The organism is Wolbachia endosymbiont (group A) of Tromatobia lineatoria, assembly GCF_964028565.1.
In the GTDB taxonomy this organism is placed as follows: Bacteria; Pseudomonadota; Alphaproteobacteria; order Rickettsiales; family Anaplasmataceae; genus Wolbachia; species Wolbachia pipientis.
On sequence record NZ_OZ034791.1, the window covers coordinates 769,504 to 790,320 of the forward strand.

Consider the following 20,817-nt stretch of genomic DNA (forward strand, 5'->3'; position numbering starts at 1 on the left):
TTTTAAGTTTCACTATTACATTCTTTATTAATTATCTGAGTGATACAAACATCAGACCACACATTTATTGCAGTTTCAAACATATCGATGATTGTATAAATAGGCAAAATCAGTCCCATAATATGCAGAGGAACATTCATCGACATGAGATAACTGGTTGCCATAAAATAGCACCCCATCGGCACTCCAGCGTTACCAATTGCAGCCCCTGTAGCTAAAAAAATCCATATCAACATTTCGCTTAAGGAAAATACGTATCCGTTCATTTCTGCAACAAACATTACAGTGATTAGTATAAATGCAGCACATGCATTCATGTTAATTGTTGTGCATATTGGTAAAATAAAAGACGATAATTTCTTTGGCACCTTTAGCTTGTTCTGCACACATTCTATAGTTGTTGGCAATGTTGCACTGGATGATTTAGAAAAAAACGCAAGTGTGAGTGCTGGCATAACCCCTTTCAGCGTTTGAATTGGTGATATGCCTTTATACCACATAAATAGCGGTAAAATCAGAAATGCCTGCACAAAATTTGCAGACATTATGCAAACAAAATACCATAAAAGATTGTAGAACTCACTACCGCCTTTTAATTCATGCAAAAAACATGTAATAAAAGACCAAACAGCAAGCGGAATAAATTTTAATAACCCTTGAGCAATTTTAAGTAGCGTATCAAAAAGTGCAGAGAATACTTGATATAATATATCCTGCTTTTCTTTTGAAAGTGAAACAATAGCTCCACCCATCAAAAAAGCGATTAATATGCTACCAATCATATTATTTTCAAGAAAAACTTGCACAAAATTAGAAGGAATGAGTGATTTTAAATATGAAAAATAACTGTGGTTATTGCTGTTAATACTCCCTATTGTATTACTTATGAAATTTTTTCTTGCTGGATCTATTAACAAATAAAACGATAATGCAACAAACGCAGCTATAATAGTTGTAAGCAGAGTATAAAATAGTGTTTTCTTAACTAAGACTTTGATTTCAATTGAGTCTTTGAGCCCGGAAATTGTGGAAACTATGGATAAAAAAACCAGAGGTAAGCTTATTAATTTGAGCAAGCTGATAAAGATATCACTAAATAGCTTTGCTATTTCAAATATGATTTCATTGTTTAGGTAGTAAGCAACTATTGCAAGCAGTATAGAAAAAAGTATTGCAAACTTGTGCATTGAAAATAAAACTTCAAAGTAACATTATACAATAATTTTGCTGTTTTGGAATCAGATTGATAGACAAAATAACTTTACAGATTAGGGAAAGATAAGAGGATGTGTTTATTCGGAGACAGTGTAAGATTTCTTAATTTAAATTTAGGTGCACTTAGCCCATTCTGGTGATAACAAATTGGAATAGATAAGATATGATAACTAACTCTTCTGCGAGTATATAGTTTTGCCGGACACAACAGTACGTACTACGTGTCCTTTTACTTTGCGACCATCGAAAGGAGAATTCTTTGATTTACTAGCAAAGTTGTCAGTTTTAATTTCCCATTCATGATTGAGGTCAACTAAAATTAAGTCTGCAGCAAGGTTTTTTTGTATACGACCACGTGGTATGTGTATTATATCTGCAGGCTTATATGTCAATTTTGCAAGCACATCAAGTAGACCCATTTGCCCACTGTGATAGAGTTCAAGTGAAAGGGGCAGCATTGTTTCAAGACCAACAATACCAAATGCAGCATTTTCAAGTGGTAGATCTTTAGAACTACGATCATGCGGAGCGTGATCAGTTGCAATGCAATCAATCACACCTGTCTTTAAACCTTCAACCATAGCTAAACGATCTTCTTCAGTGCGAAGCGGCGGATTCATTTTTGCAATTGCTCCATGTTGTTTTACTATATCTTCAGTCAAAGTGAAGTGATGAGGGGTTACTTCGCACGTAACATTTAATCCCAAATCTTTTGCACGTTTAATAGCATCAAGTGAATCTTTTGAAGAGACATGTAGAATATGGTAGTGCACATTTTCCATATCCTTCATTAGCAGTATATCACGATTTACCATAACCGATTCTGACGCACTCAAGATCCCCTTTACTCCCAATTCTTCAGAAATTTTACCTTCGTTGATTGCGCCACCAGCAGATAAATTTAAATCTTCTGCATGTTGAGCAATAGGAACATTCAGCATACTTGAATAAAGCAGCGCCTGTCTCATAATCATTGGGTTCATAACTGGCATGCCATCATCGGTGAACCCAACCGCACCTGCTTCCTTTAAAAGTGCCATTTCAGTCAGGTGTTCTTCCGAAGTGGTGATTTTAGCGTAAAATTCAACGTTTACATGTGAAGTTTCAAGTGCTCTATATTTCAAATATTTAGCCAAAATAACGCTATCAATTGCTGGAACAGTGTTTGGCTGACAAACTACAGTTGTAACTCCCCCCGCAGCTGCAGATTTGCTGCCTGTATATATAGTTTCTTTATGTTCCTGGCCTGGTTCACGAAAATGTACGTGAATGTCAATAAGGCCTGGCATTAGAACAAGCCCTTTACAGTCTATTGTTTCATCAACTCCACTTGTTGAAAATAATGATTCACCAAAGTCAACAATTTTATCCCCTTCAGTCAATAATGAACCTTTTATATCAAGTTTAGTTTCCGGGTCGATAATACGAGCATTAGTATACGCAATTTTATAGCCTTCCTTTTGCCCTGTTTGCAACAAATCCCAAGTTTGAGTCATTATATTTGAGTATCGATTATAAAATAAATCTAAAGTTTTTTTAATAAAACACAACCAAATTAAAACACAGACTAAGAGCTGTCTTGAATTAAAGTGCTTTCATTATCCTAAAGATTTGGTTCTTATAACCTAGTTAGCTCAGTTTTAACGTTAATGTGTGAAGCTCTGAGTTCTGTTGAAGGATTTTCCAGCTGAATATCTAGCTCATTCTGTATGTTCGATAAACAAATTAAAGCTGAATCAAAAATTTCATCACACTGCTTTGCTTCATGTATATCATCAATTATTTCCTCGAATTCTTCCACATCATCCATTTCTTGCGGCGCACTTTTTAATATCGCTTTTATTTGGTTTAAGTTTTGACGAATTTTCTCCTGATATCCAACAATTCTCTCTTGATATATATCAATCATTTTTTGACATGCGTTGCCTCTAAATGGATGTTCTTTTTTCTCTTTTATGTAAGAATTTTGAAAGTCTTTACAGTTAAGGATTGCTTCTCTATGTTTTTTTATGTCATTAATTGCGCTGATTATCGACTTATCTATTTTCTTTAAATTTTCTTCCCGTTCTTCTCTTTTAATTATACTTTTGGATTCATTTTTTATCTGGTTCATTTTGTCATACAGGTTTCTGCATCCTTTGTAAGATGCCATTGGTTGTAACATTCCTTCTTTTACACCTTTATTGTAAAAATTCTTCAACTCATCACTTGATAGTATTGTTATAGCATCTTCCCTTTTACCTTGTGATTTAGGATACTTTTTATTCAATAAACTAACATGATTTAACAAGAAATCTCTAACTAGCCCTTCTTTTTTTACTTCGGATAATCTTTCTAGTGTTTCTATATATTTCAGAGTTTCCGCAAAGAGCTGTCCACCAGAGGGAGCAAATCCTTGAAGTGATTTACTCTGTGCTTTACAAAAATCAGTTTGTAAAAAATCTTCAGCTTGTTTTTTTATTACTGAAAGTTCATTAAAGGCTTTTTCTGGATTGATTTTTCTCAAAATACTAATAGCTTTTCTAATCGCTTTTTCTCTCTTTTTATTATCTTGCTTTTCATTTAATATGAGATGTTCAGTTTTGGTAAAAGCATTACCTTGATCACTCTTTGCAATGTTACAAACGATGTTTTTTACAACTTCTTCGGTTGCTGCATAATCTATTTCTTTTGCAAAGCAGTCAACAAATGATTGCCAAACTTTTTTATTAACAAGTTTACTTGTCTTATTTTCAAAATCTTCTATATCTTTGAATCCTAAAATAGTATAGAGATTTTTTTCGATTATTGGTTCGGCATGTTGTTTTGCCACTTTACCTTTTATATTGAATGGAAATTTACTAATCTTAGTTGTACCCACAATGTTACCTCAATATTAACGCTATCTATAAAAGTATAAAGATTTAATATTTAATTTTTAATTAATACTAGCACAGCTAACTACGGGAGCATTATGCTAGCATCAATTAACACTTTAACTTCTAACTTGTCATCAGTAATATTGTTTATATAAAAACTATAATTTTTTATGCCTGAACTTGGGAATATATTGCTATTGCTAGCCTGCTTATTGTCTTTGACATATTTGTTTTTACCGCTTAGTTCTTGTCGGTTTATTACCACTGCCATATTTTTTTGTGTATCAGCGTCAATGGCTATTTTGATCTACTGCCACATTACAAATGATTTTTCACTTGAAAACGTATACTACCACTCACACACAACAAAACCTTTGATCTACAAGATTTGTGGTGTTTGGGGAAACAAAGAAGGGTCCATGTTGCTTTGGACCTTAGTGCTTGTCATGTATTTATTACTAATGGATATTTATATACCTTCTGTCATCCCAGTTTCCCCCTCTGTCATCCCAGTCTCTTCTTCTGTCATCCCAGTGCCCAGACACTGGGATCCAGACAATTTAATTGCAAATGAGTACATCAAATGGCAGTGTAATAAAAACTGGATTCCAGTGTCAAGCACTGGAATGACACCAGAACGAACTAATGGTAGTAAATTAAAAAAAATATCTCTTATCACTCATGGGCTGATTTGCTTTTGTTTTTTGCTGTTCACTTTAATTGAATCCAGCCCCTTCACTAAAATGCCAGGCATTGAAACAGATGGATTGGGTTTTAATCCGATATTGCAGGATATAGGCCTTGCTATTCATCCACCGATATTATATTTGGGGTACCTTGGATTTAGCGTTCCTTTTTCGCTCTCTATAGCTGGATTAATTTTAAATACTGAAGGAAATGTTTGGGCTAAAATTGTCAGGCCTTGGGTACTTATTTCTTGGTCGCTGCTCACTTTGGGCATCAGCTTGGGTAGCTGGTGGGCATATCGCGAACTTGGGTGGGGTGGATTTTGGTTTTGGGATCCAGTGGAAAACGTTTCTTTGATGCCGTGGCTAATTGCAGTAGCGCTGACACATTTGTTGCTCGTGGTACGGAATTTCAATGTTTTAAGGAACTTTGCTATTTTACTTACGCTTACAACTTTTATATTGAGTGTGACTGGAACATTTCTAGTCCGCTCAGGAATACTTACCTCAGTGCACACGTTTGCAGATGACCCAAGATATGGACTATATATATTAGCTCTACTTGGTGTAATTACAGTCAGTAGCTTAGTAATATTTGTAGTATTTACGAGAAAAAATCACACGCCTGCGATGTCATTCCAATGCTTGACACTGGAATCCAGAAAGAAACTTGCTACTCAAGTGACAGAGGGTAGAAGATTCTTTTCACGCTTTACGATGATACTGATGAACAATTTATTATTCATCACTGCCTTTTTCATCGTGTTCGTTGGCACTTTATACCCTACAGTGCTTGAGTATTTAACCGGTGAATTAATTTCAGTTGGAGCACCATATTACAATTCTTTATTTAACTCTATTGCACTAGCTATTCTAGTGCTCACCATGATCGGGCAATACTGCAGTTGGCAGGGAAATAGTCTATTGCCAATATTCCGTGAATATAGATTTTCATTCTGCAGTGCTGCAGCTATTTTGCCGTTTATCTTTCACATGGAGCTAATAATTGTGCTATCAATTACTATCTCCATAGCATTATTAATCTTTGTTTTAGAAGCATACAGTAAAAGAATTCGTTTATTTAAGGTAGCATTTGGTGAATCAATTTTATTAGCAAGAAGAGTTTCTAAGTCCTACTATGCAATGATGCTTGCTCATGCTGGAGTGGCAATTCTAGTGCTTGGTATAGCTTATTCAGTTGGTTGGCAGGAGAAAAAAGAAAATTACTTAAAAATAGGGGATAGCATAACAGTCAATAAATTTAAAGTTACTTTACGCAATATTGAGCTAATAAAAGAAAAAAATTTCCATGCAGTGAGGGGTACAATGGATATCAGGAATTTGCTGAATAATAAGATATTAGGTGAAGTAACTCCTGAATATAGATTTTACCTTGCGGAAGGTCAGAAAAATGTTGAAAGCAGTATCTACCACAATTTGCTTTCTGATATTTATGTTGTAATTGGAGAGATTGATAAGAGTAAGAGCAAAATCGCAGCCAAAGTGCACTATAAACCTGGAATGTCTATAATCTGGCTTGGATCCTTTCTTATCGCTTTTGGTTCGCTCCTTGCTGCTTTTCCTTTTAGTGGACGAGCAAGGATTGTCTAGCTGTCGTGGATTTTATTAACAACGCTCCTAGGTCCAGAGTGCAACGTATGAGAAATTACCGAGCTATAGATACTGATTTGCAAAGGTTAGAACCAAAGAAAGTTATATTTTTTTATTGACAGACCTATATATTACGATATTCACTAAGGGATTAGTGAGTAATGGTTATACAATATGAATGGTGGGGTATCAGGCAAGGAAAAAGTTATACGCACTCCTTTCGATTTTAAGGAGCCTTACAGCGATTGGCGTCAAATTTTTAAACGTCCTAATCAACAGTATAACCCTTCCAACTATGATTCGTCGAGCGAAATAAATGAACACGATATAGAAACTCAAAAGATTGAAGAAGGTGATGGCCATGATTCAGGTATTAGTTCCGATGATGAGGATGACCGGACAACTTATACAGCAGTACAATTAACTAATGATTCTCTTGATAGCCAAAGATATACAGGAATATGCATTCCAACACCAACTGATGGTTGGGTAGGTGAAAATAATCATCAGACTGGTTTATCAGGTGATTTGCCAGACGTGAGTAATAATCCACAAATTTTTGAAAGTACTGATTCAGTACAGCTAGATAATATTGTTTTTAGCAATCTAATTCAGCTTTCCTTGATTAGTCAAGAGCATAATTCTACCTGCAATGATCATGTAATTTGTGATTCAGGTCACAATTCTGACGATGAGGATCAGATTCCAGAGGACTTTCCTTCAAGGAAACGAGTACGATCGATTGAAATTGATCAGTTTGAACCGTTGTACAAGAAGAGGAAAATAGAAGCACAAAATAATCAAAAATATACAGAAAATGTATGTAATCCAACAAATGGTGGTTTGTTAGGTGAAAGTGATAATCCACAAACTTTTGAAAGCGATCCTTTACAGCATGGTAGTAATGGTTTAGGTTATAACTTCAATGGTTATAGTCAAGCAACTTATAGTAAATTAAGTGCTTCAGATCAAGAAGAGGGTCAAGGCTATTCTTTAGGTGGTTCTTGTGAAAATAAAGAAAATTTGACAAAGGGCGCTGGTGGTAGTAATCAGACTTTTGAAGGTGAACAGAAAAGCTCAGAATTTCCGAAAGTTGACAATTGGTCAGATAGTGATGGGAACTCAGAAGATAGTTCGGACTCAAAAAAGGGTTCGTACTATAGTTCAGGTAATCTTGATTCAATGGAGTTAACAGATGATTTGGATTCAGAAAATGATCGGGACCTAGAAGATGATAATCCTTTTCTAAAAGACTCACTTTTTATGAAACTAAAAATGTCGTTAACTCAAAGTAAACAGGATCTGATTGATAAATGCTGTGGGGAGGTGAGAGGTATAACAGAACAAAATGAACAAAAAGATATAAAAATACTCCAGAAAGTATTAAGTGCATAGTAGCTAAATACTTAGAAAAAGAAGTAATGTTAAATTTAAAATGTAGTTGTTGTAACAAAACTGTAACAAATACAGTATTTGAAGAAATAAAAGATCTTACTAGTGGTAGTCATATAAGTAACAGAAGTAACACTTTTGTATTTGATAACTTTCCCTATCAAAGTAAAGATAAAAACTGTAACAAAGAAAGTAAAGGTCAAAACTGTAACAAAGAAAGTGAAGATCAAAACTGTAATAAAGAAAGTGAAGATCAAAACTGTAACAAAAAAAATGAAGTGTCCGAAGAGGACATTATCAAAAGCATTGTTAGTAATTTATTGTTAGAAGGTGGGAAAGTAAAACGCCATAATTTTTTCGATGGGAATGAGTTTGAGCAGATAGTTACTTGTAATGGATTTGATGATGGTCTTTCTGAGAAATGTAAGGAAATTGAAAGCAAGCTAAAAGGTTTAGCATATGAAAGTATTGTAAACAAAAGCAAGCAGACTCAAAATGTATTAGGAGTAGACAAGGATAATAGATATTTTTGTATAGAGTACTCGCAAGATAGTATTGTTGAAGTTGCAGAAATCCTAAACAATGAAAAAGCCAAAGACTTAAATTTAAGAGTTGGCATACTCAAAATTGGAGAAAGTATAGTAAGAGTTGAAAATGTAGAAGAAATAGGGGGAAAAAGAAATTACATGGATGTCTCAAAAGGTGGTATTGAAATGTCTTTTACTACTGAGGTAGGAGAGATAAGTATTTATCTAAGTCCTAGTGAGAAAGGCAGCAATAAAATAAAAGTGGAGATTGATGGGGAAAACAGAGCAAGGCTTAATGAGTTAAAAAATAGGGGAAAAAGTTTAGGGGAAAACTGTCTTTTAGGAGGAAAAAGTGTTGAGGAAGCTATAGAGCATGAAAGTTTTGAAAGATATGGCAGTGTACCTAACACTGCTATGAAGGAACCTAGCTTAGGTTGCGTTGCTAACATAGCAAGGGGGGGATAAGCTTGCAGAGATAAAATGATGGGCCAAATTGGCAGTATTTCGCTTTTGTAATGTACTTCAAAATGGTAGTATGCAAGCTAGATAGAACTTAATTGACAGACAAGAATTAACTGATGGAAAAATTGACATAATCAAACAATCACAGAATAAACTAGTGAATTTTTTGAAAAGTATATAAAATTCAAGTTTAAGTAAATAGCATGGCACTTAGACTCATTCCAGACAACCTCGATATCAAGTTTAGTAAATATAGGGATTTGACTGCATTAATTAGCATTATTCTTATCATCTTTTCAATATTCACTGTTGTGCTGCGTGGAGTGAACTTAGGCATAGACTTTGCAGGCGGAATTTTGATAGAGATAAAATCTTCAGATGAGAATCACTCTATTCTCGATGCATTAAAAGAAAATGGTTTTACAGTGCAGAGTTCAAAAGCGGGTGATAATTTAGTCATGCGTTTTAAAGATGAAGGAGATGAAGATAAAATCAAAAAGATAAAAAGCATACTAGAAGAAAAGCTGGGGAGCTCAATAAGCTATCGTAAAATAGACTATGTTGGCCCACAAATAAGCTCAACACAAATATTTGAAGGAATGTTATCCATGTTGATCGCGATTGTTGGAATATTTTTTTACGTTTGGTTTAGATTTAATTGGCAATGTGGATTCAGTGGAATAACAGCACTGATTCATGACGTGATTTTAACTGTTGGTTTTATTAGCCTAACTGGCATTGAGTTTAATATTTCATCAGTTGCAGCTCTCCTTACTGTCATTGGTTATTCAATCAATAACTCAGTAATTATATATGATCGGATTCGAGAGTATCGCAGGAGTGGTAAAAGTGGGCGGATGAGTGAGGTAGTAGATGCAAGTATCAACGCTACATTATTTCGCACTATATTAACTTCTGGTACAACCCTTCTTGCTGCTCTTCCTTTGGTATTAATCTGCACAGATGCAGTGAGAGACTTCAGCTTGATCATTTTTTTTGGTATTTTGATTGGCACTTGTTCTGCAATATTTATTTCTGCTCCTATATTGACCTACAGAGCTTTGATAAGTAGATTGTAGAAGTGTTTAGTCGCGGTATAATATCAACTTATTATCTCTTATAGTGAAATGAAAATACCTTAAAAAGCTCATTCCAAGTAGTGAATGAGACATAGAATGAGTGTTAACGCTTGCCTGTACATCATTAATCAAAAAATTTCCTATTTTAACTTGAGGTATTTGAACCACTCCAGCTTTTATTTGACCTTTCGCAGTTTCATATATTTTAAAATCCTGAACATTTTGTAAGTTAATACCAACATGTAATGCGTCTTTTTGTGATAGAACAATATCGGTTGCTCCAGTATCAAGCAAAAACGTTATATTGCGATCATTGACTTGAGCCTGAATATAAAAGTGTCCATCATATGACTTCGTAAATTCAATACTTCCACTATTCTGACCGCTATTTTGAATTCTTCCTTTATATGGTAAAAAAGTACTGAGAAATCTGTCGCTTAGTTTGTCCCTTTGTGAATCAATAAGCATTGCAGTAGTGGCTATTATTAGCAACCAAATAACTAGATTTTTCACCGCGTTCATATTGTTAAAATTTGAAGCTATTAAAATAAATTTTAAAGATCAGCGTTAAAAGTTATTATTAAAAATAAGTAAATTTCATTGTTTTAGTACAATATTTAGTATACACTTTAAGAAGATATGTTTGATTTAATTTTATGTCAGAAGCAAAAAGTTTAATTTTGGCAGCTATCCTTTCCATGTTAATCATGGTGTCTTGGCGTATTATTTATGATAATTTTTTTAGTACAAACCAAAACCAGCCATTGATTGAAAATATTGAACATATCGAATCTTTTAACGACCTTGCTCCTATAATATACCAAAATCGTTCTGAAATTATTAATTCTACTCGAGAACAGAGGGTTAGTTTAACCAATAACATGATTAAAGGATCAATTTCTCTGAAAGGTGCAAGGTTTGATGACTTAATTTTAACTAATTACCACTTAGAACCGAGTTCTTCTTCTCCACAAGTGGTGTTACTGTCACCTGCAGAATCAAAAGATGTATATTTTGCAGAATTTGGGTGGCTCGATCCGAGTAACAAGATTAAAGTTCCAGATTCTAAAGCAGTCTGGCGAGCAGATAAACTTAATCAAAAAGAGGTCAATTTATCTTGGGACAATGAGAATGGCATTTTATTTAGAATGAAAATTAACCTCGACGATAATTACATGTTTAAAGTTGAGCAAGTTGTTGAAAATAATACAAAGGATAATGTAGTTTTGGTTCCTTATGGTAAAATTAACCGTAAACGTGACAATATCAACGAATCTTATTGGATATCCCATGAAGGAGTACTGGGTGCATTTGATAATAAACTAGAGGAGTGGACATATAAGGATATTTCCAAAAAACATTTAATAAAAGCAAGCACGAGTGAAAAAAATTGGTTTGGTTTTGCTGATAAATACTGGCTCACAGCCATCATACCTGAAAAATCTGATAAAATAAATGTAAGCATTAAACACACAAACGTTAATAATACTGATAAATTCCAAGTAGATTTTGTCAAACCTTACAAGAGCATACTTCCTGGTGCAAGCGTTTCTAATGTGAATTATTTTTTTGCTGGAGCAAAAAAGTTGAATTTACTGGATTCTTATAAGGACACTCTCAATATACCCCTGTTTGATAAAGCTGTAGATTTTGGTGTTCTTTACTTTATAACTAAACCAGTGTTTTTACTGCTTGAATATTTTAACTTCGTTTTAAAAAATTTTGGCTTAGCAATATTATTGCTGACTTTAGTAATCAAACTTTTGATGCTTTCCTTATTTAATAGATCATATATTTCGATGTTTAAGGTAAAAAGCCTGCAGCCTGAATTAACTCGTATAAAAGAGTTGTATAAAAATGACAGCTTAAAGCAGCATAAAGAGACAATTGCATTGTTTAAGAGAAACAACGTAAATCCAATGTCGAGCATTTTTCCCATGCTAATACAAATACCGGTATTTTTTGCTCTATATAAAGTATTATTTGTTACTATAGAGATGAGGCATGCTCCTTTTTTTTTATGGATTAAGGATCTTTCAGCTCCTGACCCAACGAACATCTTTACATTATTTGGGTTGTTTAATTATAACTTTCCTATTTCTATAGCCATTTTACCTATAATTTTCGGTGCCACCATGATAATTCAGCAGAAGCTAAGTGAGAAAGATCAAACCAGTAAAGATGATATTCAAGTAAATGTTATGAAGTTTTTACCTTACATTTCTGTCTTTATTTTTTCTTCTTTTCCTGCCGGCCTGGTAATATATTGGATATTTAGTAATATTATAACTCTAATTCAACAGTCATTAATAAAGTTGTTTTTAACAAAAAAAGTGGTAGTAAATGTCGAGAATACTAATAGTTAATTCGATTTATTATACTGAAATAGCGAACCTTTTGCTTGAAGGTGCAATTGATAAATTAAAAGGCAGTAATGCCAGTTACGATGTAGTTGAGGTTCCTGGTACATTTGAGATACCAGCTACAATTCTTTTTGCAGTCAAGAGTGGGCATACTAATTATGATGGTTATTTAGCTCTTGGGTGCGTAATTCGCGGTGAAACCGATCATTATCAATATGTTTGTAAAGGAGTAATTGAAGGCTTAAATGAGGTTGTTATGCATTATGCAATACCCCTTGGTATGGGTGTAATTACCGCTGACAGGAAAGATAAAGCACTAGTTAGAGCTGATAAAAACAAAAAGAACGTTGGTGGCCATGCAGCCTCAACTGTTTTGCGTATGATAGATTTACACAATAAATTAAAATAATGGAGGAAAAACCAGTAGATAAAAAGTGGCGCATAAAAAGAAGCACGGCAAGATTTCTTGCTGTACAAATTGCTTATTCAAATATTTTCGTAGGTTACAACAAAAGCACTTTTAAACTGGAAAATTGTGAGCTTAAGGACTACATAAATAAGTTGAAAGATATATTTGAATGTGAAGAATTTGAACATCAGTTCTTAGAAAACTTGTTATATAAGGTTATAAAAAGCAGTGAAGAATATGATAAAATAATAGAGTCTTATTTACACCCAAGTTGGTCCCTTTCACGGTTAAATCTTATAAGCTTATCTATTTTGCGTGTTGCAATATGTGAGTTAGCTAATTGTGATACGCCAGTTCCAGTTGTCATTAATGAATATACTAACATTGCATCTGATTTACTTGATAAACCAAGCGAAATTGGTTTTATTAATGGGTTATTGGATAAGGCAAAAGATGCAGTTAAATTAAATAAAAATCCTTAGCAATTATAGCCAGCAAGCACAAGGTGTCATCCGAGTAGCTGCTGTATGAACATTGTCTACCAGATCCCAGTGCTTGACACTGGAATGGCTTTGTTGCATAGCAACTGAAAAAATCTGGTGGCTACTGACAAAATTCATTATAAAATAGCCATTTAACCTTGAAAGAAAAAATATGCCACAAAAAATGAGGGTCAGTAACCATAGCGAATATAACAAATTTCTAGAAAAAAGAGGAAATATTTTTCATTATATCAACGAAGCCATAGAAAAGTGGTACGAGAATGGTCCAAAAATACCAGGTGGCAACAATATTTATAGCGATAAAGTTGTAATTTTGGTGCACATAATAACTTGTTTATTTAGAATAGGCCTGAGGCAAACAGTTGGGTTTATAGCAGGATACCTTGAGCAAATTGGGAAAAATTTGCAAGTTATCAGCTATTCACAATCATCAAGAAGGTTTAAGAAACTCAATATTAAGATCAATGATTGCAGAATTGATAAAAATAATATGGAAGATATCGAAATTGCTATAGACAGTACAGGAATTAGTATATACAACAACACTCCTGGTCATAGCAAAGAAAATAGCGAAGATAGAAAGTATCGCAGCTATGAACAGACAAGAAAATTGCATGTAATGTTGAATACAAACAGCAAAAAAGCCATAGCTGTAAAATACAGTAACGGTGTCTACTCTGATCACTATGGAGCTTGTGATTTGCTAAAAGAAGTCGATTTTCAGTATGTCATAAAAGTACTATATGCAGATAGGGCATGTGATAGGCACAAGTTTTATAAGTTGTGTAACGAATATGATATAAAGACAAAAATTCCACCAATAAACAATGCGGCAGAACATCCAGAAATAGATTATATGTCTGACAGGAATGCTGCTATTAGGTTAATAAAATTATACGGTGAAGATGGCATGAAAGAATGGAAAAAAGAAGTAAATTATGGGAAAAGATCTTATATTGAAGGGTTTTTCTCAAGATTAAAGCAAATATTCGGATTTAGTTTTAGGAATAAATCTGAGATAAATCGAGAAAAAGAACTAAATGCTATTTGCTTAATAAATTCACTGATATTGGTATGGCTAAATTTGAGATAGTTACATGAATTTACCATAAATCACCATCTCATAAAGTGTGATGCAACAAAGCCATCCCAGTGTCAGCTACTTGGATGACAAGAAAGGGAGCACTGGAATGACATTATCTGTTGTGCAATTTACCTTCAAAAATGAATGTTTGTACAGTTATGTGTCAAGCACTGGGATGACAAGAAAGGGAACACTGGAATTTTTGTTTCAGCATTAGCCATGCATCTAAACAGATACGTTGCCTTGAGAATCGCAACATCCATGCAGTTATGCGCGTAACACTAAAAATCAAAAAAAACAAAGAAGCAGACTTAATCTACCTCTTTTATTTCACTTGGCTATACTGTCTGTTGTTGAGAAGCAACTTGTTCAACAATAAGTGAGCCTAAATAAGTGTTAACCCCTTTAGCACCATCTTTGTCTAAACCTAATGTTTTATTCCACTTTGTTTCATTTACTGCCTCGAACTTACCTTCATCGTTTTTCTCTTTTAGTGAACCTATCTCGAAGAGTAAAGTATTGCCTAGCGTATTGGTAAGCTGATTAATATCAACAATAGTACGGTAGTTCTTGCCTTCTAAGCTGAAGGCTATATAATGTTTACCCTTTTCTACCTTACCTTCTTCATCTTTAACTTGGTTATTCCTTGCCATTTCCTTAAATGTGTCTTTTGTTACTAGCAATGCTGTTTCTTTACCGTTTTTTCTATCGTTATTAACAACAATCTTCGGAGCTCTCAACTCAGATATTTCATTGTTTTTGCTGATAGCGTACATTGCTGAACTAACCAGTGCAACAGCAACAATTGCTAATATACCGATTCCAAGTGGTGTAGCTGCAAAAGCTGCAAGTGGAGCAAGCGTGCAAGTTGAAGACACCCAATATGGTGCTGAAAGTGCTACTGCTGCGCCTATGACATACAAAGAAGTAAGTGCAACAAGTGCAGTATTTGTTTTGTGGAATTGACCACAGTGATTATTGGAAGCCCAGAACAGATAAAATCTGTAAAACCAAAAAGAAACTCCCTCTTTATTTTATGTTCTTTGGGTATAGTGTTATGAAGAAGCGCTTCTGCAGCTATAACCGAAACAATCAATGGTGCTATAAATGCCCGTTTGAAAGCATGGTTTTGGGGGAAATGGTAAAACCATTGATGGAGTTCTTTTTGGGCTACCTCGTTTAGAAGATTGTATAACCTAACCGTCCCAAGCTGAAGTGCTTCTTATCATAATAATATAGGAGGGATTTTATATGGCAGAAGCAAAAAGTAAATTAAAAACAATAAACCTTGATGCAGCAGGGATTGATATTGGCTCGACTGTACATTATGTATGTGTACCTGAAGGAAGAGATGAACAACGTATCCAAAAATTTGGGTGCTTTACAGTAGATCTACACAACTTAGCAAAGTGGTTAAAAAAGTGTCAGGTTAGAACTGTAGCCATGGAGTCAACTGGAGTATATTGGATTCCCTTATTTCAAATATTAGAATCACATAAATTTGAAGTAAAATTAGTAAATGCGCGACATGTCAAAAATGTGCCTGGTAGAAAGTCTGATGTTCAAGATTATCAATGGCTGCAACAATTGCACAGCTATGGACTGCTTCAAGGATCATTTAGACCGGATAATCAAATGTGTGTACTGCGTAGTTACGTTAGACAACGTGCTAATCTAATTGAAAATGCAGCTAAACATACTCAACGTATGCAAAAAGCGCTAATTCAAATGAATATTCAATTACACAAGGTTATTAGTCATATTACTGGGATAACTGGTATGAAAATCATTGAAGCTATAATTGAAGGCGAAAGAGATCCTGAGAAATTGGCTAAATTCAGGGATGCACGAATAAAAAATGATCAGTCTACTATAGCAAAAGCGTTAGCTGGTGATTATAGAGAGGAACACTTGTTTGTGCTAAAACAAGAATATGCAGCATATACTTTTTTTCAAGAGCAAATAACGGGATGTGATAAAAGTATAGAAAATTACTATAAAACATTTGAAACAAAGTCGAATGAGAACAGGGCATTGAATAAGACACGAAAGAGAAAACAGAAGAATAGTCCAGATTTTGCCGTAGATGAAGATTTATATCGAATAACGGGGATGGATTTTACTAGAGTTCCAGGACTTGATGTATTAAGTATACAGGCTATCATTTCAGAAACAGGTATAAATCACAATAAATGGAGGACAGAAAAGCATTTTTCTTCCTGGCTCGGATTAAGTCCTGCTAATAAAATTACAGGAGGGAAAATTATTGGAACAAGAACTCGTAAAGTTGTTAATCGTGCTGCAACTGCCTTGCGACTTGCTGCTCATTGTGTATCAAGAAGCAACACTGCACTTGGTGCATACTGCAGGAGGTTAAAGAAGCGACTAGGGATACCAAAAGCGATCACTGCTACAGCAAGGAAATTAGCATGTATTTTTTATAATATGCTAAAATATGGACAAGAATATGTAGAAAAAGGAATGAACTATTATGAAACACTCTACAAAGAGAGAGTAGTCAAAAATTTGACTAAAAAAGCAAAGGAATTTGGTTATATACTAATGAAAGAGGAGCCGATAGATGAAGAAGGTTCTTAGGAGTTTCTTAGAAGAGAGTTCTAAAATTGCAAATCAGATAGAAGTTACTAGTGATATAGTATATAAATTGTTATCAAGAGGAGCAGTGTTTCATAACTTAAGTAGTATAGATGTAATCAATACACTGGAGTCAGAATTTAAAGACCACACAACCAATGTGAAAGAAGCTTGTGGCAAGTATATCAATAATACTTTAAAGTTTATGAAAATTGTTAAAAGTGCAGCTAATGGTAGAGTAAAAAATGTAAAAATGGATAATTCTACTTTTTACTTAGAATACTCAGAGAACAGCAAAATAGATATTGCGAAGATTACAGATGGAGCAAGGGGTTTATGGCTAACTCAAGGAGAAATAGAATACGGAAGAGATATAATAAAGATCGGTAAAAGTGAGGTAGAAATTATAACGAAAAATGGTATAAGGAATTACACAGACCTTGCGGATAATAGTGATATAGCATTGACTTTCTACACCAGTGAAGGAGAATTAGAAGTTAATTTGTACCCTGACAAACAAGATAAAGATAAAATAATAGTAGAAGTGAGTAATAAAAAGGAAATACTGGAAAAGTTCAAAAATTGTAAAGAAGAATTAGGTGAGAATTGCTCGCTTGGTGGGTGTCTGGTCTACAATGCTATTGAACAAGGCTATTTTGAAAGGTCTGGAAAATTGATACGTTCTGAGGCTATGAGTCAATCTAATGGCCAAACAAAAAAGAGTTCTTGGATAGAGCGTGAAGAAAGGAGAAGAGCCCCAAGTCTCGAAGAAACAGTAAGCCGTGCTTAGGGTGAAATGGAAATGTTCAAAATTTCATGGTGATGTTAAGTTAACAGCTTAAGAGATTTTCTAAAGAAATTATCTTGATGTTTATGATCTTTCAAGCATACCACTAGCTTTAAGATTTTGTGGATCCAGTTGTTCTACATCTTCCACTTTCTCGAGCTTGGTGTTGGGATTTATGATATTATACAGCGCAAAACCTATACACGCTAATCCAACTATTCCCACAACCGCTGCTACTACAGGCATTTTCATGATATACAATGCAACACAATTTACCAATAACACCGCACCAACACTACCAAATATGATTGCTTGCCTTTGTTGCAGTGCTTTTGCTGATAGGTTTTTGTCTGCAGCATCACCATTAAAACATGGTTCAGCGGAAGATGGGCTGTCAGCTCTATCAACGGAAGTTGGCTCTACAGTAGTTTCTACTTGCGCTTTTTCGCTGTTTTCACATATAGGTTGAAGATCTTCACTATTTATATTACATAATTTAGTGTCAGTTTCTGTAAACTGTATTGGTTTGCTTTTTTATTTCAACTTTAACTTCCTCAACATCTGCCGGCATCTCCATATCAGCTCCTTTTGCGGTAGTGGTACCTTTTTTATTTCTAAGCTTTTCAGCAATATCTTTCCATATTTTTTTCGGTGTTCTCATAATGTTTTTCTCCTATTTCTTTTGTAAATTAAGATCATAAAACTTCTCCAACTGCTCACTCCACAGCATCGGTATTTCCCTTAAATCAACCAACCTCAAACTACTTGGCTGCCTCCCATTTACTATGTCTTCCTTAATTTTTGGAGCTAAATAATTTAACCTTAAAATTTGCTGTATACGTCTTGTACCTATATTAATTTTAACGCTCAGCTCTTTCACACTTCTATATTTTCCTTCTTCTAGCTGCCGTTTCCACAGATGGGCTCTTACCACTGCTTTCAGTAGCGCATTGTTTGTTTTGCCTTCTGGTTCTACTACCGTGCATTTGTTTCCTTTCTTCTTTAAATTCATTGCTATAAATGTCTTCTCTGACTCAGAATGCACCTCTATTCCATCTTCTTTCACCATTACTCCCTTTATTAATTTTTTCACTGCTTCTTTCTGTTCTCTGAAACTTAAATTTTTCCATTCTCTTTCTCCCCTTTCTTCCCAATTTTCATATAAGAGTTCAGCTCTCTTCATTACTTCTTTTTCCACTTCTCCAGCGACTATTGTTCGGTTCATCGACTCGCAACCTTTTCCTCTTAAATGGTTATTGCATATATAATATCGATACCTTTTATTTTCTTTTTTTGAGTATGTCAGCGTCATGTTTACACTACAGCTCTTGCACTTTATTATTCCCTTTAGCAGCGCTTCCTCATATTTTACTTTTCGATATGGTTGATTCTTTATCAATTCTTGCGCTTTTTGCCATTTTTCTTCTTCTATTATTGCCTCATGCTTTCCTTTATACTGCTTCTCATAATGCCGTATTTTTCCCATATATATCGGATTTGTTATTATCCTCCTTACCGTGGCCTTTTTAAAAATATCTGATTTCGTTCGGTACCCTTGGCTATTTAACTCTCTTGCCAATTCTGCCATTGATCTCAGCTCCATATATCTCTCAAATATATGCTTTATTACTTTTGCTTCTTTTTCATTTATTATTAATTCCTTCTCTTTTACATCATACCCTAGTGGCACATTCCCTCCCATCCATAATCCTTCCTCTTTCGATGTTGCTATTTTATTTTTTACTCTCTCTACTATCATTTCTCTTTCTAGCTGTGCCGCTCCTGATAACACTGTTTGTACAAATTTTCCCATTGGTGTGTTGTTATCAAATATTTGCGTCACTGCTACAAAACTTATCCGGTGCCTTCTAAAAAATGACGTTACTTCTATGCAATCCTTCGTTTCCCTTGATAACCTGTCCAACGTGTATACTACCACGCAGTCTACCTCTCCGGCTTTTACATCTTCAAACAATCCCTTTATCGCTGGTCTTTCTAAATTTTTTCCTGAAAATCCACCATCGTCGTACCTTTTTGCTAATGCTATCCACCCTTCTCGGCTCTTTATGTATTTTTCACATGCTACCCTTTGTGCGTCCAAGCTATTAAACTTTTGTTCTAGTCCATCCTCATTTGATTTTCTCGTATATATTGCGCATCTTACTTCTTTTAGCATTTTTTCTCCTTTTCTCTCATTCCAAACAAGAGCGGTCCGTTATAACTCATTCCCATTATTTTCCCTGCTACTGCTGATAATGACGTATAAAACTCTTCTCGGTAGATTAAACCAGTATCTGTTACCAATACCGCATGCGTTTCCTCACCTCTTTCTAGTATCAACTCCGTTCCCTCCACTGGCAGTTTATCACTACTTATTCTTTTCCCCTGTTCTAGCCGATTTGCCAGGTATTCTAGTCTTTTTGCTCCTTTTCTTGATATTTCTCCATACGTTTTCTCCTGCAACCTATACGCCAATCTTGGTATCAGGTATTTCTTTGAGTGTCTAGGTGCCTCTTCCCCAAATACCTTTTTCCATATTTTTTTCAGTTCTGCTAGTGGTTTTTTCTCTAAACATTTTACCTCTTTTTCTACTTTTTTTTCCATATAATCACCTTTTCAAACACAGCCCTTCTGAATTTTTAAAACGCTATAGCACTTTCTCATCCACAGTTTCTAGCTCTTCCTTTGCCACTATCACACCTGCTGTCGTACTTTCCGATACAACCCTTATTCTTTCTATGAACTCTCTCTGTTTATTTGCCATTTTTACGTTCTCTAACACTTCTTTTATCTCTTTATTATTTCTCGCATAATCCATTGGGGTCTTGCCAAATTTATCTTTTTGTTCCACATTCCCTCCCGCTTTTACTAGCTCTTCTACTATTTTTATCTCTGCTACCATGCACGCAAGGTGTAACGCGGCAAATTTGCTACTTCGTTCCACTGCGTTTACCTCCACTCCTGCCTTTATCAGCTCTTTTGTGTTTTCTACACGTTGCCCCATGACTGCTAAGTGCAGTGGTCTATATTGTCCCGCATCCGCCACATTTATATCTGCTCCTTTCTTGATTAATAACCTCACTTTTTTTGGATCTGGCATTCCCACCGCGTAATGCAATATCGTCCTCCCTTTCGTGTCTTTTTTATTAATATTTTCTATTGAGTTATCTAATACTTCTTTCCATGACTTATTAAATTCTTCTCTTTCTTTCTTACTAAATTTTACCATAAGTTCCTCAGCTATTA

The 20,817-nt window shown here is 34.6% G+C and carries 21 protein-coding genes and 1 pseudogene; 11 read left to right on the forward strand and 11 right to left on the reverse strand.

Annotated elements, in window-relative coordinates; translation table 11 throughout:
- Positions 1-2: 2 nt before the first annotated feature.
- The 4 genes from ABWU48_RS03950 to ABWU48_RS03965 form a co-directional block, all read right to left on the reverse strand.
- Positions 3-1,187 (reverse strand): dicarboxylate/amino acid:cation symporter, encoded by a 1,185-nt coding sequence (locus tag ABWU48_RS03950; protein ID WP_010082165.1) that lies wholly within the window; start codon positions 1,185-1,187, stop codon positions 3-5.
- A 198-nt stretch (positions 1,188-1,385) separates the two neighbouring features.
- Positions 1,386-2,711 (reverse strand): dihydroorotase, encoded by a 1,326-nt coding sequence (locus ABWU48_RS03955; RefSeq protein ID WP_022626228.1) that lies wholly within the window; start codon positions 2,709-2,711, stop codon positions 1,386-1,388.
- Between the two features lie 122 nt (positions 2,712-2,833).
- Positions 2,834-4,075, reverse strand: coding sequence for a hypothetical protein (locus ABWU48_RS03960; RefSeq protein ID WP_006279654.1), 1,242 nt, complete (start codon positions 4,073-4,075; stop codon positions 2,834-2,836).
- An 80-nt stretch (positions 4,076-4,155) separates the two neighbouring features.
- Positions 4,156-4,344 carry a hypothetical protein gene (locus tag ABWU48_RS03965; RefSeq protein WP_022626229.1) on the reverse strand — a complete coding sequence of 63 codons (189 nt, stop codon included), beginning with the start codon at positions 4,342-4,344 and terminating at the stop codon, positions 4,156-4,158.
- Positions 4,345-4,366: 22 nt separating this feature from the next.
- Here ABWU48_RS03965 and ABWU48_RS03970 point away from each other — a divergent pair, with 22 nt between their 5' ends.
- The 3 genes and pseudogenes from ABWU48_RS03970 (at position 4,367) to secF (ending at position 9,830) form a co-directional block, all read left to right on the forward strand.
- Entirely contained in the window at positions 4,367-6,370 is a 2,004-nt protein-coding gene (locus tag ABWU48_RS03970; protein WP_022626230.1) for a heme lyase CcmF/NrfE family subunit, read from the forward strand.
- Positions 6,371-6,544: 174 nt separating this feature from the next.
- A pseudogene (locus ABWU48_RS06305) lies at positions 6,545-8,754 on the forward strand (hypothetical protein).
- A gap of 200 nt (positions 8,755-8,954) precedes the next feature.
- Positions 8,955-9,830, forward strand: a complete 876-nt coding sequence (gene secF / locus ABWU48_RS03985; protein WP_010082185.1) for a protein translocase subunit SecF — start codon at positions 8,955-8,957, stop codon at positions 9,828-9,830.
- 6 nt (positions 9,831-9,836) lie between these two features.
- On the opposite strand, the gene ABWU48_RS03990 is transcribed toward secF, so the two are convergent.
- Complete coding sequence (locus ABWU48_RS03990) at positions 9,837-10,352, reverse strand: TIGR02281 family clan AA aspartic protease (protein ID WP_006279648.1); 516 nt, start codon at positions 10,350-10,352, stop codon at positions 9,837-9,839.
- 134 nt (positions 10,353-10,486) lie between these two features.
- Between ABWU48_RS03990 and yidC the strand changes: the two genes are divergently transcribed.
- From yidC to nusB, 3 genes are read left to right on the forward strand one after another with little or no spacing between them, the layout of a single operon-like run.
- On the forward strand, positions 10,487-12,196 hold the full coding sequence (gene yidC / locus ABWU48_RS03995; RefSeq protein ID WP_264705747.1) for a membrane protein insertase YidC: 1,710 nt from the start codon (positions 10,487-10,489) through the stop codon (positions 12,194-12,196).
- Positions 12,174-12,602 carry a 6,7-dimethyl-8-ribityllumazine synthase gene (locus ABWU48_RS04000; RefSeq protein ID WP_353288271.1) on the forward strand — a complete coding sequence of 143 codons (429 nt, stop codon included), beginning with the start codon at positions 12,174-12,176 and terminating at the stop codon, positions 12,600-12,602. Before yidC ends, ABWU48_RS04000 begins: the two co-directional genes overlap by 23 nt.
- Positions 12,602-13,084, forward strand: coding sequence for a transcription antitermination factor NusB (nusB, locus tag ABWU48_RS04005; protein WP_007549265.1), 483 nt, complete (start codon positions 12,602-12,604; stop codon positions 13,082-13,084). Before ABWU48_RS04000 ends, nusB begins: the two co-directional genes overlap by 1 nt.
- Before the next feature lie 3 nt (positions 13,085-13,087).
- On the opposite strand, the gene ABWU48_RS04010 is transcribed toward nusB, so the two are convergent.
- Positions 13,088-13,222 (reverse strand): hypothetical protein, encoded by a 135-nt coding sequence (locus tag ABWU48_RS04010; RefSeq protein WP_256433050.1) that lies wholly within the window; start codon positions 13,220-13,222, stop codon positions 13,088-13,090.
- Between the two features lie 34 nt (positions 13,223-13,256).
- Here ABWU48_RS04010 and ABWU48_RS04015 point away from each other — a divergent pair, with 34 nt between their 5' ends.
- Both ABWU48_RS04015 and ABWU48_RS04020 read left to right on the forward strand, forming a co-directional pair.
- A complete protein-coding gene (locus tag ABWU48_RS04015) occupies positions 13,257-14,198 on the forward strand; it encodes an IS5 family transposase (RefSeq protein ID WP_208571731.1) in 942 nt (313 codons plus the stop codon).
- A 40-nt stretch (positions 14,199-14,238) separates the two neighbouring features.
- Positions 14,239-14,406, forward strand: a complete 168-nt coding sequence (locus ABWU48_RS04020) for a hypothetical protein (RefSeq protein ID WP_167471207.1) — start codon at positions 14,239-14,241, stop codon at positions 14,404-14,406.
- 121 nt (positions 14,407-14,527) lie between these two features.
- Here ABWU48_RS04020 and ABWU48_RS04025 read toward each other — a convergent pair whose 3' ends face one another.
- On the reverse strand, positions 14,528-15,112 hold the full coding sequence (locus ABWU48_RS04025) for a hypothetical protein (RefSeq protein WP_264705745.1): 585 nt from the start codon (positions 15,110-15,112) through the stop codon (positions 14,528-14,530).
- Between the two features lie 328 nt (positions 15,113-15,440).
- Here ABWU48_RS04025 and ABWU48_RS04030 point away from each other — a divergent pair, with 328 nt between their 5' ends.
- The 3 genes from ABWU48_RS04030 (at position 15,441) to ABWU48_RS04040 (ending at position 18,040) form a co-directional block, all read left to right on the forward strand.
- A complete protein-coding gene (locus tag ABWU48_RS04030; RefSeq protein ID WP_353288272.1) occupies positions 15,441-16,787 on the forward strand; it encodes an IS110 family transposase in 1,347 nt (448 codons plus the stop codon).
- Positions 16,771-17,574, forward strand: a complete 804-nt coding sequence (locus ABWU48_RS04035) for a hypothetical protein (RefSeq protein WP_353288273.1) — start codon at positions 16,771-16,773, stop codon at positions 17,572-17,574. The genes ABWU48_RS04030 and ABWU48_RS04035 overlap by 17 nt, the downstream gene beginning before the upstream one ends.
- Positions 17,575-17,746: 172 nt before the next feature.
- The gene (locus ABWU48_RS04040; protein WP_209472997.1) at positions 17,747-18,040 is read left to right on the forward strand and encodes a hypothetical protein; all 294 of its coding nucleotides are present in this window, start codon (positions 17,747-17,749) and stop codon (positions 18,038-18,040) included.
- Positions 18,041-18,073: 33 nt separating this feature from the next.
- On the opposite strand, the gene ABWU48_RS04045 is transcribed toward ABWU48_RS04040, so the two are convergent.
- The 4 genes from ABWU48_RS04045 to ABWU48_RS04060 are packed head-to-tail and all read right to left on the reverse strand — an operon-like array spanning position 18,074 to position 20,800.
- Positions 18,074-18,232: a hypothetical protein gene (locus ABWU48_RS04045; protein ID WP_209472999.1), complete on the reverse strand. Its 159-nt coding sequence runs from the start codon at positions 18,230-18,232 to the stop codon at positions 18,074-18,076.
- A gap of 12 nt (positions 18,233-18,244) precedes the next feature.
- On the reverse strand, positions 18,245-19,747 hold the full coding sequence (locus ABWU48_RS04050) for a recombinase family protein (protein ID WP_209473001.1): 1,503 nt from the start codon (positions 19,745-19,747) through the stop codon (positions 18,245-18,247).
- The gene (locus ABWU48_RS04055; RefSeq protein ID WP_264705707.1) at positions 19,741-20,175 is read right to left on the reverse strand and encodes a DUF2924 domain-containing protein; all 435 of its coding nucleotides are present in this window, start codon (positions 20,173-20,175) and stop codon (positions 19,741-19,743) included. The genes ABWU48_RS04050 and ABWU48_RS04055 overlap by 7 nt, the downstream gene beginning before the upstream one ends.
- A 43-nt stretch (positions 20,176-20,218) precedes the next feature.
- Positions 20,219-20,800 (reverse strand): ankyrin repeat domain-containing protein, encoded by a 582-nt coding sequence (locus ABWU48_RS04060; RefSeq protein ID WP_319803536.1) that lies wholly within the window; start codon positions 20,798-20,800, stop codon positions 20,219-20,221.
- Between the last annotated feature and the right edge of the window lie 17 nt (positions 20,801-20,817).